Source organism: Paenibacillus anaericanus (assembly GCF_003994475.1).
GTDB lineage: Bacteria > Bacillota > Bacilli > Paenibacillales > Paenibacillaceae > Fontibacillus > Fontibacillus anaericanus.
The window spans coordinates 78837-94595 of record NZ_RZNY01000011.1 but is presented as its reverse complement, the minus strand read 5'-3'; the positions used below and the strand labels follow the sequence as shown (position 1 = coordinate 94595).

Annotated in this window: 14 protein-coding genes and 1 pseudogene; 12 read left to right on the top strand and 3 right to left on the bottom strand. The window is 40.9% G+C overall.

What is annotated here, in order from left to right; all coding sequences use genetic code 11:
* Window positions 1–59: 59 nt before the first annotated feature.
* From EJP82_RS14440 to EJP82_RS14430, 3 genes are read left to right on the top strand one after another with little or no spacing between them, the layout of a single operon-like run.
* Window positions 60–566, top strand: coding sequence for an RNA polymerase sigma factor SigV (locus EJP82_RS14440; RefSeq protein ID WP_127192772.1), 507 nt, complete (start codon window positions 60–62; stop codon window positions 564–566).
* Window position 567: 1 nt separating this feature from the next.
* On the top strand, window positions 568–1458 hold the full coding sequence (rsiV, locus tag EJP82_RS14435; RefSeq protein ID WP_127192771.1) for an anti-sigma-V factor RsiV: 891 nt from the start codon (window positions 568–570) through the stop codon (window positions 1456–1458).
* Between the two features lie 21 nt (window positions 1459–1479).
* The gene (locus tag EJP82_RS14430) at window positions 1480–2022 is read left to right on the top strand and encodes a GNAT family N-acetyltransferase (RefSeq protein WP_127192770.1); all 543 of its coding nucleotides are present in this window, start codon (window positions 1480–1482) and stop codon (window positions 2020–2022) included.
* Between the two features lie 101 nt (window positions 2023–2123).
* On the opposite strand, the gene EJP82_RS14425 is transcribed toward EJP82_RS14430, so the two are convergent.
* Entirely contained in the window at window positions 2124–2591 is a 468-nt protein-coding gene (locus EJP82_RS14425) for a MarR family winged helix-turn-helix transcriptional regulator (RefSeq protein ID WP_170220196.1), read from the bottom strand.
* A gap of 173 nt (window positions 2592–2764) precedes the next feature.
* Here EJP82_RS14425 and uvrA point away from each other — a divergent pair.
* From uvrA to EJP82_RS14400, 5 genes and pseudogenes are all read left to right on the top strand, one after another.
* Window positions 2765–5268, top strand: a pseudogene (uvrA, locus tag EJP82_RS14420) (excinuclease ABC subunit UvrA).
* 413 nt (window positions 5269–5681) lie between these two features.
* A complete protein-coding gene (locus tag EJP82_RS14415) occupies window positions 5682–7235 on the top strand; it encodes a carbohydrate-binding protein (protein ID WP_127192768.1) in 1554 nt (517 codons plus the stop codon).
* A gap of 192 nt (window positions 7236–7427) precedes the next feature.
* Window positions 7428–10136, top strand: coding sequence for a response regulator (locus EJP82_RS14410; protein ID WP_127192767.1), 2709 nt, complete (start codon window positions 7428–7430; stop codon window positions 10134–10136).
* Window positions 10133–11011, top strand: a complete 879-nt coding sequence (locus tag EJP82_RS14405) for a CheR family methyltransferase (RefSeq protein WP_127192766.1) — start codon at window positions 10133–10135, stop codon at window positions 11009–11011. The genes EJP82_RS14410 and EJP82_RS14405 overlap by 4 nt, the downstream gene beginning before the upstream one ends.
* A gap of 33 nt (window positions 11012–11044) precedes the next feature.
* Window positions 11045–11410, top strand: a complete 366-nt coding sequence (locus tag EJP82_RS14400) for a DUF4180 domain-containing protein (protein WP_127192765.1) — start codon at window positions 11045–11047, stop codon at window positions 11408–11410.
* A 129-nt stretch (window positions 11411–11539) separates the two neighbouring features.
* On the opposite strand, the gene EJP82_RS14395 is transcribed toward EJP82_RS14400, so the two are convergent.
* Both EJP82_RS14395 and EJP82_RS14390 read right to left on the bottom strand, forming a co-directional pair.
* Entirely contained in the window at window positions 11540–12277 is a 738-nt protein-coding gene (locus EJP82_RS14395) for a peptidylprolyl isomerase (protein WP_127192764.1), read from the bottom strand.
* A gap of 187 nt (window positions 12278–12464) precedes the next feature.
* Window positions 12465–13181: a CAP domain-containing protein gene (locus tag EJP82_RS14390; RefSeq protein ID WP_127192763.1), complete on the bottom strand. Its 717-nt coding sequence runs from the start codon at window positions 13179–13181 to the stop codon at window positions 12465–12467.
* A gap of 250 nt (window positions 13182–13431) precedes the next feature.
* Between EJP82_RS14390 and EJP82_RS14385 the strand changes: the two genes are divergently transcribed.
* The 4 genes from EJP82_RS14385 to EJP82_RS14370 all read left to right on the top strand — a co-directional run bounded on the left by EJP82_RS14385 (window position 13432) and on the right by EJP82_RS14370 (window position 15714).
* A complete protein-coding gene (locus EJP82_RS14385) occupies window positions 13432–14013 on the top strand; it encodes a TetR/AcrR family transcriptional regulator (RefSeq protein WP_127192762.1) in 582 nt (193 codons plus the stop codon).
* Between the two features lie 143 nt (window positions 14014–14156).
* On the top strand, window positions 14157–14585 hold the full coding sequence (locus tag EJP82_RS28860; RefSeq protein ID WP_127192761.1) for an FAD:protein FMN transferase: 429 nt from the start codon (window positions 14157–14159) through the stop codon (window positions 14583–14585).
* Complete coding sequence (locus EJP82_RS14375) at window positions 14512–14898, top strand: FMN-binding protein (protein WP_127192760.1); 387 nt, start codon at window positions 14512–14514, stop codon at window positions 14896–14898. Before EJP82_RS28860 ends, EJP82_RS14375 begins: the two co-directional genes overlap by 74 nt.
* Window positions 14899–14925: 27 nt before the next feature.
* Window positions 14926–15714, top strand: coding sequence for an EFR1 family ferrodoxin (locus EJP82_RS14370; RefSeq protein WP_127192759.1), 789 nt, complete (start codon window positions 14926–14928; stop codon window positions 15712–15714).
* Window positions 15715–15759 lie beyond the last annotated feature (45 nt).

Sequence of the window (15759 nt, the reverse complement as noted above, 5' to 3'; positions counted from 1 at the left end):
CACCATACGTCTTACACCTGTTACAACATCAAAGATTATATAGAGAAGGATTGTCGAACATGTTGAATAGGAAAACAGAGAATTTACTAACGCGCTGTATCACCGAAAATAAAGAAAATGTATACCGACTCGCATACAGCTATGTCAGGAATAAAGACGATGCGCTAGATATCGTACAGGACTCCATTTATAAAGCTATGACTCATATAGAACTACTAAAGAATCCTGCTGCTATGAAAAGCTGGTTTTACCGAATTGTCGTAAACACATCACTTGATTTTTTGCGCAGAAATAAGAAGGTCGACACGATGGACCATGAGATGATTGAAACCTATAGTCCGGGAACAGAGGATGTGTACTCGGATATGGATTTAAAAAGGACACTCGAAGATTTGCCGGTGAAATACCGAAGTGTGATCGTGCTCAGATATTTTGAAGATTTGAAGATTGAGGAAGTAGCAGAGGTGCTTAACGAGAACGTAAATACGATAAAAACTAGGTTGTATCAAGCACTTCAGTTATTGCGAGTAAGAATGAAAGATGACACCTCAAAGGAGATAACGTAAAATGAATAACAACATAGAACAGCTACAGAAAGAGTATCAAGAGGTACCTATTCCAGAAGAACTAGATATGATCGTGAGTAGGTCTATTCAACAATCCCTTAAGCGAAATAGAAATAAGAGAACAAAGTATAAATGGTTTGCTAGCGCCGGTACGGCGGCCCTTATTTTCCTAATTGCAATCAATGCCAGTACATCAGTGGCGAACGCATTGTCCTCTATTCCGGGAGTGGACCGGATCATCAAAGTACTAACTTTCAGAGAATACATTGTAGAGGAACCAAATTATGATGCTAATATTAAGATTCCCGCTATTACAAATATGGATAACAAAGCCCTTGAACTTGGATTAAACAATAAGTACTTGAGCGAAAACAAGGCACTCTACGACAAGTTTCAGGCAGAAATGAATGATTTGAAGAAACAAGGTGGAGGTCATTTAGGCCTGGATACTGATTATGAAGTAAAAACTGACAATGACCGTATTTTCTCCATCGGCAGATATGTTGTTGAAACTGTAGGCTCATCGTCCATGGTAGTTACATTTGATACGATTGATAAGAAGAACCAGATCCTCATTACTCTACCTATGCTATTTAAAGACAATCAATATATCGAGCGGATCAGCGACAATATTAAAGAGCAAATGAAGGCACAGATGAAAGCAGATCCGGACAAAGTTTACTGGCTCTCGGAGACCGACGATGATGTTCCGCCGACCGAGGAATTTAAGACGATTGCAGAAGATCAAAGCTTCTATATCAATAGCGATGGCAAACTCGTGATCGTGTTCAATAAGTATGATGTTGCCCCAGGTTATATGGGATCCGTAGAGTTTGTCATTCCAACTGAGGCGATTGCTGGAGATCTGGTAAGTGATAAGTATATTCAATAAGTGAAAGTTGGAGGGTTTGGCATGACGATAAGCTTACAACCATATGTGGACGAAACCGTTGATTTGATCGCGTTCCTGACAGGACAGGTGTGGCCGTTCCATGGAACCGCGACAATAACGGAAACTACCGCGCGCGAACAGATCGAGAATGGACGATATGATTCAGGTACCGAACATAAGACGTTCTGGATCATCAAAGATGACTCGGATAAGGTCGGCTTGCTTCGGGTCTACGATCTAGAAGATCCAACGCCGTTGTTTGATATTCGAATTGGAGAGCGGCATAGCGGGCAAGGATACGGCTTACAAGCTGTTAAAAAGCTAGTTGAGTATATTTTCACGAATTACGATGACAAAATCCGTATCGAAGGCAATACACGCGCCGACAACTTTGCCATGCGCAAGACGTTTCATAACGCTGGTTTTGTGAAAGAAGCCGTGCACCGTCAATCTTGGCCTTCAGAGGATGGAAGGATCCATGACTCCATAGGATATGCGATTCTTCGTGGCGATTGGATGGAAGGCACGACCACACAAATTGACTGGACCGATTTCCCTTATTAGGACCGGGAAGAGGAACGTTAATTATAACTATGCATAAAAAGGACGGTATCCCGAAGTCAATCGACTCTTAGGATACCGTCCTTTAAGTTTGTAGATAAGGTTTAAGAATTAGATTTATTGCGTGTAGTTGTACTGAGATCATGAATTTGCTCATCTAAGACCGTACATGCTTTGCCCAAAAATTGAGTAATGAGATCAAGCTCTTCAGCCGTATAAGAGGAAATGAGATCAAGCATTGCTTTGTTAAGCGGCTCATACGTATTTTTGATCTCTTCTTTAGACTCATATTCTGGTACTATAATCACTCTACGACGGTCAGTGGGGTCGTTCTGCCGACGAACATAACCGATTTTTTCAAGTCGATCCACTAATGCGGTAATACTACCCGTAGCTAGTCCAGTTAATTTGGATAGCTCCCCAGCGGTGATAGGACCTTTTTCGTATAAGAGATCCACGGATATAAAATCATTATTGTATAGCCCGAGAGAGGAAGCTACATTTTGCTGATACAATATCGTTCGGGTTCCCAGTCCACGCATGAGTGTGGTGAAACGTTCCTGTGGATCCATAGTTTGACCTGTTTGTTCGCTTGACAAAGGGAATACCTCCTCTTAAAATGTGAATATCTTGACGGTCGAGATATTAGATAATAAAGATATTTGATCAACGAGTAATTAATAAAGTTTATTCTATCGAATTCATTAATAAATTGCAAAAGGATATGTTATAAGGAGGTTTTTTTGTGAAAGAAGCCATAGTTATTAAAGGAGCGCGGGAGAACAATCTAAAGAATATCTCACTATCAATTCCTAAATACAAACTAGTTGTCCTGACAGGACCGTCGGGTTCTGGCAAGTCAACGCTGGCTATGGATACACTTCAACGGGAATGCCAGAGACAATATATGGATTCGATGAGAATGGCGGCGGATACCATTGGGAAACCCAAGGTCGATTCTATTGAAGGATTATCCCCGTCTATTAGCGTTGGGCAGCATGTCACTAATCGTAATCCGCGCTCGACGGTTGGGACCGTGACAGATATTTATACATTTGTCCGTTTTATCTTTGCCAGATTGGGCGAGCGGATTTGCCCGTCGTGTAGCGGAAGGATTCCGCCTTCTTTTGAGCCCCATGGTGCGCTTTCAGAGGAAGATGAATATCTAGAGCGTCAGACGGTATCCTGTCCACATTGTAAATTAGAGCTTGAGAAATTTGATATGGCGCACTTTTCCTTCAACAAGCCAGAAGGGGCTTGCGAAGCATGTAGTGGGCTTGGGCATGTGGCGACTATTAACGAAGCTGCAGTATTCAATCCTGAGCTCAGCATACGTGACGGTGGTGTTGCCTCATTGAACGCGTTCATCGCGATATTCAGATTCGTATCTTGGTGGCTGCCGGTAAACATTTCGGTTGTGACTTTGACCCAGATCAGCCATTGAAGGATTTAGGTGAGGTTCAACGAGATCTACTATACTATGGTGTCGAAAGTGAGGCATTCAAGCGCCATTATCCTGATGTAAAGCCGGTTCAGGGAACTAAGTTTGAAGGTGTCATTCCAGGTTTATGGCGGCGTTACAAAGAGAAAGAGGGGGAGGCAGGAACTCAGGAGAAAGAAGGAGGCTTCTTTCATCAACAGCTTTGCCCCGAATGTCTTGGCGCTAGGTTGAAGAAGGAAGTTCGACTTGTACAAGTTGCTGGTGCAACCATCTCAGAAGTACTGGAATGGTCGCTCAGTGATTTATTCGAGTGGACGCAAGGTTTGCAGGCAGCACTCCCTACCGAAGGTCTTCACTTACTACAGCCGATCCTTGAAGAGATGCCTACAAGGTTAAAACGGATTATGGATGTTGGACTTGGTTATCTGTCTATGAACCGGCAGACGGTAACATTGTCCGGTGGTGAAACACAGCGGCTAAGGCTCGCTTCACTGCTTGGTTCAGGCCTGACCGGTGTACTGTATATCTTGGATGAACCGACGACGGGTCTTCATCCACGGGATACGGTCGGTCTTATTCGGGTGCTTCAACAGTTGCGAGATTTGGGCAACACCGTCCTTGTTATCGAGCACGATAATGAGATGATGCGCGCAGCCGATCATATTATTGATATCGGTCCAGGTGCCGGATTGCACGGAGGGACTGTTGTGGGCGAAGGTAGCCTTGAGGATTTGATGGAGAGCGAGCTTTCGGTTACTGGAGCCTATTTGAGAGAAGAGCGTCTCTCGAAACCAACGCATGTCCGTAGAAAGGGGAACGGGCAGCAGATCACGATCCGGCAGGCACAAGCTCGTAATGTTGATATCCCGATAGTTTCCTTTCCACTTGGCTGTCTTGTGTCAGTAACAGGAGTTTCCGGCTCAGGTAAATCAACACTTGTCTTTGATATTCTTGCGCAAGGGAACGCGGAAACACATGAGCAAGAGGGATGTAAGGAGATTGCGGGACTTCAGCATATCGGGAATATAGTGATCTTTGACCAATCACCCATGGGGAGAATCCAGCGCTCTAATGTCGCAACCTATACCGATGTATTTACACATCTGCGCAATCTGTTCGCCGGATTACCTGAGTCCAAGGCTAGAAATTTGACATCGAAACATTTCTCCTTTAACACACCAGGTGGGCGCTGTGAAACATGTCAGGGGCTGGGTGTTTTGTCATTAGACATGAATTTTTTGCCCGATCTAGAAGTAAAGTGCCATGACTGCAAGGGTAGACGGTTTACTGATGAGGTTTTAAAGGTGAAGTATGAAGGCTACTCTATCTCGGATTTTCTGAATATGTCGGTGGAGGAAAGTCTGCCGATCTTCAAGATGGAGAACAAGATTGCGGGCCTCGTTGAGATGCTTTGTGAGGTCGGGCTAGGTTATCTTAAATGGGGTCAATCGGTCAAAACCTTATCCGGAGGTGAAGGACAGCGTATTAGGCTGGCGAAAGAGCTGAGTAAACCGACCAAAAACCATACGCTTTATTTATTAGATGAGCCAACAACTGGCCTTCATCCGACTGACATCAAACAGCTGCATACTTTACTGAATAAGCTGGTCGATTCGGGTAATACCGTTGTCGTTGTCGAGCACAGCCTGGAACTCATTCGTGAATCCGACTGGGTGATCGATATCGGCCCAGAAGGGGGCGCATCTGGAGGCCAACTTGTAGCTGAAGGAACCCCAGAACAGGTAGCGGAAGTTCCAAACTCATATACGGGTATGTTTTTGAAAAGAATTCTGGCAGAAGGACTCTAACATCATAGATGATGCTCGGCTCGGTTGTAACTGCAGTGGGTGATGGGCATTGCTTACAAATTTAAGTATCACTCAATCAAGATTTCGATATTAATGTCAATTAATAGTGCACCTTTTAGAATAGACATTGGAGAAACCTATGAGGCAAACCGATGAAATTCTAGAAGGTGCATTTTTTATGGTAATCAATATTAGAGGAATATATCCCTATTTATAATATTTTATCCCTTATGCGCGGATCACCTTTTCTTGATAATGAAGGTGTAAGAAAAACGATCTAAGTATGAAAGACGTGTCCGTCAACTCACCAGGTAATCAAGAAAGTGAAGAAGGGGGGAGCCGCGTAGCACCAGCCAAGAAACAAAGATTTTTGTAAACGCTATCCTTTCTTTATTAAAGGAGGAAAATCAGGAATGATCGTCAACCGTGTTGCGTTCCGCAAGCCATGGATTATCATTTTGATTGCAGTTCTGATTCTGTCACTCCCTCAGTTTCTGGCGAATAGCATACCGAAAGCTCATGCTGCTGTATCCAGTAAGACCATTGTAGGTTACTGGCACAATTTCGATAACGGCTCAGGGTTCATCAAGCTACGCGACGTCTCCACTAAGTTCGATGTCATCAACGTATCATTCGCTGAACCTATATCCGGTGTTTCCAATGGAACTATCGGGTTCACCCCTTACACATACACCGACGCTGACTTTAAATCAGACGTTGCTTACCTGCAAAACCAAGGAAAAAAAGTTATTATATCCATCGGCGGTGCGAACGGTCAAGTTCAACTTGCTAGCACGACAGCCCGCGATAATTTCGTAAACTCCGTAACAGCAATCATTGAGAAATATGGCTTTGATGGTCTGGATGTTGACTTTGAAGGGCACTCGCTTTTCTTGAATTCAGGGGATAGTGACTTCAAAAACCCGACTACGCCGGTCATCGTCAACCTAATCTCGGCACTACGTACGATTAACGATCACTTTGGTACGGATAAGTTCTACCTGACGATGGCGCCGGAAACTTTCTTCGTACAGCTCGGCTATTCATTTTATGGTGGTAGCTGCATCAGCTGTGATAACCGCGCAGGTGCATATCTACCTGTCATCTATGCGACAAGAGATATTCTCGATTGGCTACAGGTACAGAATTATAACTCCGGTCCGATCACAGGACTTGACGATCAATACCATAATATGGGCACTGCTGATTTCCACGTCGCTATGGTAGATATGCTATTAACTGGCTTCCCAGTTGCTAAAAATTCTAACAGTTTCTTTCCTGCACTTCGTCCGGATCAAGTGGTGCTCGGTTTACCAGCCAATGTTAATGCAGGGGGTGGCTTCACATCTGTAGCCGAAGTGCAAAAAGCACTCGATGCCCTGATCAAAGGTGTACAGTTGTCCAGCTACACAACGCGCGGTAGTACAACCGGTTACCCTGATTTACGTGGTGTGATGACATGGTCCATCAACTGGGATAAGTTCAACAACTTTGAATTTTCTAACAGCCACCGCGCTTATTTGGATGCCCTGAGTCCGCCAGTTCCTGACACGCAAGCACCAACGGCTCCTACGAATGTAGTAGCAGATTCCAAATCTTCAACTAGCGTCAGCTTGAGCTGGACTGCTTCTACAGATAATGTTGCCGTTACAGGTTATACAGTTACTTATGGAACGAATACCGTCAATGTGACTGGAACTACCGCATCAATTAGCGGGCTGACAGCAAATACAAGCTACCAGTTCACAGTCAAAGCCAAGGATGCTGCTGGTAATGTTTCGTCCGGTGTAAATATCAGTGTTACAACCGATGCACAAGGTGGCGCGCAAGCCTGGGCTCCTAATGTCAGTTACAAAGTCAACGACGAAGTAACTTATGCTGGCAAAACCTACGTTTGCCGCCAACCGCATACTTCCCTGCTTGGTTGGGAACCCTCAAACGTTCCTGCATTGTGGTTGGTGAAATAATTCATATCTTATGTTGCAATGGTTAGTGAACACCAAAGAACTCCCTTACATCGGTATAACAACCGAGTAGGGAGTTTTTTTACAACTGCAAAGTAGCTATTTTGAAATCTAGATATAACTGTTAATATATAGAAAGCATTAATCTATTCTATCTTTTCTTGCTATATTATTAATGAATGTGAGGGAACTTTCGTGCTAAAGATAAAATGGAATTTACAGATGAAAATATTGGTGGGGTATCTTATAGTAATCATTTTCTTAATTGCTTCAATTGGGATGATACATTACAGAATCTCCGCTATGCAAGCTGAGATCAAAATGATTACCCAACATGATCGGGATATCTCCGACCTGACGAACAAACTTGAAGCGCATGTCATTAATATGGAGACAGGACAACGTGGATTTGTAATTACAGGTAATAATATTTATCTGGAACCATATACACAAGCGAGGTTGAACTGGGAAGATACATATAACTTGTTATTGGACGAAGTAGCTGACAATCCAAAGCAAATTCAAAATCTTAAGTCTATACACAGTCATATTGCTAAATGGATAACAACAAATGGTGACCCCATAATTGAACTCAAAAGAGCAAATCTTGAGCAACTGATCGCCGAGTCTTTTAATGAGAATGTAGGCATTAAGCAAATTGATAATATCCGTGCTCAAGTGGGCAGCTTCCGAGATATCGAAAATGAGTTATCCTCAGCTCGAATCTCAGCACAAAATCAGAATAACAAAATGCTTGTTACTTATTTATATGTGGTTGGCTTCCTGCTCATTGTTTTATCGTTAATCAGTGCTTATGTAACTTCCAAGACGATTGTAAGAGCAATTAAGGACATTATGACTGCTATACAAGAAATCGCAATTAGCGGAGGAGGAAATTCCGGTAGAAGAATTCAAATAAAAACTCAAGATGAGATCGGAGAACTAGGTAAGGCTACGAATGTGCTTCTGGAAGAGCATCAACAACAGAGCATTCTTTTGAATCAAGTTGGGGATATGAGCACTATGTATCATGAAATTAAAGATTCCGTGGAACTTTCCGAACGTTTCCTTGCAAAGTTATCTACTATTATTGAGTTTCAATATGGTGCTATATATATCCAGAGTGAACAACATAATTCATGCATGTATATCAAAACAGCATCCTATGCTGGAGAAACTGGCTCCATAGGTAAGAACTGCTTCCTGCTAGGTGAAGGGTTAGTAGGGCAAAGCGCAAAGGATAAAAAAATTATTGAGTTAGATACGGTTCCGTCGGACTATGTAAAGATTGATTCTGCATTAGGAGAGACTTCTCCCCATTCTATTTATATCATGCCTATTGTGTTCCAAGGTATAACGTTAGCTGTCTTGGAAATTGCCTCCTTATATAAATTTACGACAAAGGACAAAATGATTCTCAAAGAAATTGCTGAGCCATTTGGAGCCGTTGTGCAAAGTGTATTGAGTCATATGGAAATTCAAAAATTGTTTAGTGAATCTCGTCATCTGAATGAAGAGCTTCAGGTTCATGCTGAAGAACTCGAAACTCAATCCGAAGAGCTACGAAGTGTAAATAACCAATTAGAAGAACAGAACCATTACATCCTGATGAAATCTATAGAAGCTGAAAATTCCCGTATTGAGATGGAGCAATATGCAAGGCAAGCTAAATCTAATTCAAACTACAAATCTCAATTCCTAGCTACTATGTCGCACGAACTCCGAACTCCGCTGAATAGTATGCTCTTGTTCTCACAATTTTTAGAAGAAAATAATAATGGAAATTTGAATGAAGAAGAACTAGGATACGCAAAATATATACATTCGAGTGGACTGGATCTTTTGAACTTGATCAATGATATTCTGGATCTTTCCAAAGTTGAAGCGGGAATGATGAATGTTGTGCTGGAACCCGTAAACATAACGGAGCTTCCACATATAATGAACCAGCATTTTGCTTCACTTGCAGAGAAAAAACAGTTAGAATTCAATATTATTATAGAACCGGATCTTCCGAATCTCATAGTGACGGATGAAAGCAGATTACAGCAAATTCTCAAAAATCTGATTTCTAATGCGATTAAGTTTACCAACAAAGGCAGCGTAGAGTTTCGAATCCAGAAATCTGTGAATGACAAATCGGTGTGTAAAGTGGATAGTAATCTTCCACAAGAGACGATCTGTTTTATAGTTAAGGATACAGGAATTGGTATCGCAGCAGCTCATTTGGAGCGCATCTTTGAAGCTTTCCATCAGGCCGATGGAACGATTGAACGAGAGTATGGGGGAACTGGGTTAGGTCTTTCTATATCTCGGCAACTTGTGAAGCTCTTGGGAGGTGCCATTTACGTAGATAGTAAGGAAAACGAAGGCAGCACATTTACGGTAATGCTTCCGATTAACAACAGCAAACTTGATCTTCTAACTGATGTAAACCTAGATATGGTAGCTGCAGCGAAAGAGGAACTCACTTCTGAAGTTGAAGAAGAGACCATCCAACCTCTTTCTTATGAATCTGAAGTATATTCGCCTCTATTTAAAGGCAAACGTGTACTTATTGTTGATGATGATGAACGCAATCTACTTGCCTTAACCCCGCCATTGAAAAGTAAAGGGATGGATGTTATTACAGCTCACACTGGACAGCAGGCTATTGATTTGATTCATAAACAGGACTTTGACATTGTACTCATGGATATTATGATGCCGGGAATGAACGGATTAGATGCAATAAAAATTATTCGCAATGTTCGAACAGAACTGCCTATCATTTCTGTTACTGCAAAAGCGATGATTCAGGATCGCATGGAAAGTCTAGAAGCTGGAGCTTCGGACTTTATTAGTAAACCATTAAATCTTGAACAACTGTTTACTATAATGCGTGTATGGTTGAGTAAATCATGACGGCCGATAATCCAAATCAACCTTCAGCCCAGAGTCATGACTCACTTGAACTATCAGAAACAGACCGTTTCGAACTGAATCTGTTTGTGGAGACTTTCTATAAGTTAACTGGACATGACTTTCGAAATTATAGCCTTAATCATATTCATCGTCGTCTTAAGGTGCGTATGACTAAAGAAGGGCTGCCGACCTTGACCCTATTACTAAACAAACTTATTCATGAACCAGAGTTCATAACTGACATTCTTAGTGATTTCTCAATTCAAGTAACAGAGATGTTTCGGGATCCTTCATTTTTTCATTCTTTTCGTAAAGAAGTCGTTCCTAAACTCCTCGATTACAAACAAATTTATATTTGGCATGCGGGTTGTGCTACGGGTGAAGAAGCGTTATCCATGGCAATCTTATTAAGTGAAGAAGGGTTGTTAGATCGAGCAAAGATCTATGCAACAGATATGAGTCTGGAAGCTATCGAGACAGCCAAGCAAGGTAAAATCCCTCTACAGCGAATGAAGGTTTATAACCGTAATTATTTACTGGCAGGTGGTAGGCGGAATCTTTCAGACTATTATTCTACAGATGAGAATTTTGCTTATATTTCGCAGCAACTGGTAGAATCGATTTTTTTTGAAAAACACAATTTGGCTACGGATGGATCTTTCCAAGCTTTTCATGTGATCTTATGCCGTAATGTACTGATCTATTTCAACAAAGGTTTGCAGAATCGTGTACATCAATTATTTCTAGATAGTCTCCGTGGGGGTGGGTTCTTGTGTCTCGGTCATAAAGAATCAATCTTTTCCAACACCAGCCAAGATATTTATCAGACTTTTAATTATGAAGAAGTCATCTATCAGAAGAAACAAGATTTGTGAGGATTATGACGAAAGGTTAATTGGAGGATGAGTATGGAAATAACTAAGATCAAAGAGAAAGATATAGAAATTGCCGTTATAAGTAGCAGTGAAATACTGATAACGGATGTTCAGTCGGCATTGGATTTGATTGCAACCGTAAATTATGAAACTGGCTGCAATCGAATTATTATGAATAAATCAGCCATCCACGAGGATTTTTTCAACTTATCAACACGACTCGCAGGAGATATAATACAAAAGTTTATAAACTATCACGTAAAAATTGCAATCGTTGGTGATTTTTCTGAGTATTCAAGTAAGAATTTCAAAGACTTTATCTATGAGTGCAACAAAGGGAAGGACATATTTTTCTTGTCGAGTGAACAACAAGCTCTTGATAAATTGAGCATTAGTTAAGATGATCTTGGATTTCGGTGGCCCGATCTCAATAATAAACTTACACGGTAACCTTTGGAATAACAAAAGACCTCGTGAACCCATAATAGGGTAACGAGGCCTTTTGTTATTCCAATAACCATTAGGGTACTATTTCTCTGTAATCTTAATTTCCTTAATCTGAATGGTTTCAGTTGGTGAACTCATTTCACCTCTTATATCTGCTTCGACGGGGGTAGCAGCAATATCTTTCACGACATCCATTCCATCCGTAACTTTACCGAAGATGGTGTAATTCGGTTGCATATTCAGTGAGGCACTATCCTCACCTGTACAGATGAAGAACTGGCTTCCATTCGTATTTGCTCCAGCGTTTGCCATAGCTACAATTCCAGGCTCATATTGATAAGTTGTCTTCTCATCTTCGAACGAGTATCCAGGACCGCCCTTACCAGTACCTTCTGGATCCCCTGTCTGAACCATAAAAGATTCAATAATACGGTGAAAGATCACGTTGTTGTAGAAACCTTGTTTAGATAAAAAGACAAAGTTATTAACTGTCTTTGGAGCGTCTTTAGCGTATAGTTCGATGGTGAAGGTTCCTTTAGACGTCGTGACTTCAGCTTCATAGGACTTAGCACTTTCGATTTCCATTGCTGGAGGGTTGTCCCAACTCATGGGTGTTGGTGTTTCAGTTGGTGTTTCTGGTTCTGGTGTAGTTGTCGGAGTTGGTGTTGGTTCTGGTGTCGGTTCAACAGGTGTTGTCTGTTCTGTCGTATTCCCCGCCGTTTGGTCTGTTACAGACGTGTCCTTCTTACCGCAGGCACTTAGCAAGAGAACAACAGATATCAAGAGAATTAATGGCAATACTACATACTTCTTTTTCATAAATACTTGTTCCACTCCTTTGTATGATCTTGTCTAATCTTGTCTAATCATACCGATATTTTGTCGAAAATTCCAGTTTACCCGTACTTATTTGGGCTAGTGACATCAAAAAAGCATCTTCCAAGCTTCATCAGCTTGAAAAGATGCTTTTCCGTTTGTTGATGTTTAGTGACATCCCATATAGCAATTATCCAGTGAATTCCTGAACCCATGCATTATTATAGTAAGCAATACCGATATGAGTATAACTTTTCTTCAAAATGTTGGCTTTGTGCCCTGGGCTATTCATCCAATCTTTCATAACCTGTGTAGGAGTCGATTGGCCTTTGGCAATATTTTCACCAGCTGAATTAAAGGAAATCCCAAATTCCTTCATCATATCAAAGGGAGATCCATAGGTTGGTGAATTATGATCAAAGTAGTTGTTATTATACATGTCCTGAGCCTTGGCCATAGCCATTTTTGATAATTCTCCGTCCATACTCAAGGAACCGAGTCCTGCTTTGGACCTTTCTTGATTAACTAAATTCAGAACCTGTTGCGCAAAGATAGAAGAATTTGTTGTGTCACCCTGTGCCTGATCTGTTCTATCAGTGGGAGAGGGTACCTTTTCTGGAGTATTATTGGTAGGTGTCTGATTAACTGGATTTTCAGCCGGGGATTTAATCAGATCCCAAAAGTCTGAAGGTATTCCTTTCGCCTTAAAAGATGAATTGCCTGTTCTCGATGTTGCTGTTGATGATGCCTGTGTACTATTCGTAGTTTGTGTAGCATTATGTTTATTAACATGAGCCTGAACATTCGATTTTGTTGGTTCTGGAGCCACTTGTTTTGCTGACATATCGCTATTTGAAGTACAACCTGTTAGCAGTATGAATACGGCTAACACGATAATTCTTATCATATACCAACCTCCTCAGGACTTTTATGAAGTATTGCCTTTAAGATTTCCTGGCTTCAAGAGATTTATTCCTCTCGACCATGCACATGAAAATTTTATTAATGATAACTGGGAGGTACTCTGTTTCGTCATAATGACAGAAAGGAAATTCCATGCTACAATCTGAATGAATAAAAAAATATTCGTTCATTTTCTGGAGTTATAAGTTAATTTCTATAAATTACAGTAGATTTAGTAAACGGAGGGCAACGACGTGGAAGATAAAAAACTGGCCATTTTTAATAACGCGAAAGAACTGTTCAGTATCAAAGGATTTAAAGATACCAACGTATCAAACATTACAAAAGAGGTAGGTATAGCAGTAGGTACATTTTATAATTACTACTCATCTAAAGAGAAGTTGTTTATGGAGATTTTTCTAGAAGAAAACGTGAAGCTGAAGAAAAGCATCATGGACTCCATTGACTTAAATGATGATCCTTTAAAGTTACTCAAGAAGTTAATAGCATTAAATATAACGGGTATGAACTCAAATCCGATATTAAGACAATGGTATAACAAAGACGTCTTTGGAAAGTTGGAGCAGCAATACCGCGAAGAGAAAGGAATAGATAAGGTTGATTTCATGTATGGTAGTTTTGTGGAGTTGTTCAAACAATGGCAGACAGAAGGGAAAATAAGGGATGATCTTGATATTGAGCTGATAATGGCTTTTTTTACGGCGATTATCAATATGGATACACATAAGGAGGAAATTGGGGTCGAACATTTCCCGCATATTATGGAATACATGGCCGAGTTTGTAATGAATGGCTTAACTGTTTCTCGCAAATAAAATCATTATAGGCAATTATTCTTTGCCTATATATTTTGACTTATTATGAATGAATTTATTTATATTCATTCACATAATAATCTATAGATCATATATCAATCGTAGGTAAGCTTTTTACAAAATGACACGAATTGAACAGAGGCATGAATGGGCTGCAAGTGAAAGGAGAGCTAACAATGAGCACAGCCGTGGAAGCACAGTCGATGAACTTTGGGATGGGAACAGAGATGACACATAGAGTGTTCGGTGAACATGCTGAAGAAGCACTTAGAGCTGTAAAAGAGGAGTCCGTACGACTAGAAAAAATGCTCAGTTGCTTTATACCCGGAAGCGAGATAAGCAGGATTAACGAGTCTGCAGGCATTAATCGTGTAGCACTGAGCCTTGATACATATGAGGTGCTATCACGTGCTACTGAATTTTCAAGATATAGTGAAGGATTATTTGATGTTACCATCGGCCCTTTAGTGAACCTATGGGATTATAAGAATTCGTCCGATGGTTATCGTACCGGTGATTCTTGTAGTAGCAGGTTTAGGAGGGGCGTTTCTCTTTACTGCAGGAGAACGTAGTGAAGCAAAAAATCTCCCTATCAAATCGGTAAATTTCAAACAGCTTCATGATGGCACGTATGTTGGAGAATACGAGGGTGGCAAGTACAAATGGAGGGCAAATAAAGTCCAGGTAACCGTCTCTTCGCGCAAAGTTACAGATATTAAGCTATTAGAGCATGCGAAGAATCAGTCGTCAGCTTCCACAGATGAATTGTTCGGTAGGGTGATCCAGAAGCAGTCGCTACAGGTGGACACTATAAGTGGTGCAACTCTTACCTCTAAAGCGTATCTCAAAGCAATAGAAGACGCGCTTGACGAAGCGCAGGAATAATTTCACAGGAATCGAGATGATGATCACATGATTTTTTACTTTTCGGGAACAGGGAACTCGTTATACGCTGCTAAACAGATCGCTCTTCATACGGGCGAGGAGTTAGTTTCAATATCTACCGCTGAAAACAAGGGTGATGAAATCAATGAATATACTCTGAAGGACAATGAGATCATTGGTTTTGTACATCCTATTTATTCATGGGGACCTCCCAAAATTGTACTTGAGTTTATTGAGAAACTTAAGTTGATTAATTACCGTGAAAACTATGTTTTCTCTCTAGTAACTTGTGGAGGTAGCATTGGTAATACGATGAAAGTTATGAAGGATTGTTTACGCAAAAAAGATATAAAGTTACACAGCGGATTTTCAGTCAAAATGCCAAATAACTTCATTCTTATGGGCGACGTAGATTCAAAAGAGATGGAGAGCAAAAAGCTTACAGAGGCAGTCGAAACCTTGAAGCGGATCAACCAAGCTATTGAGCGAGGAGTAACGGGAGAATTTAAAGTAGATAAAGGTGCTTTTCCGTGGCTATTAACCGGCATTATAAATCCTATGTTTAATAAAAAACCCATTGATACTACAAAGTTTCATGTAAATGATAATTGCACTGGTTGTGGTACTTGTGAACGGGTTTGTAATTGTAACAACATTAAAGTGGATGAACAACCACAGTGGGGAGAGCGTTGCACACTCTGTCTTGCATGTGTGCATTATTGCCCTGTGAGAGCAATTCAATATGGGAAAGAAACTGAAAAGAAAGGGAGATATACAAATCCTAATGTAAGGATCGATGAGATCATAAGGAGATAAGTAAGTTAACTGCTTCTATTTTAAGGTTAATGTAAGGTTCCAATT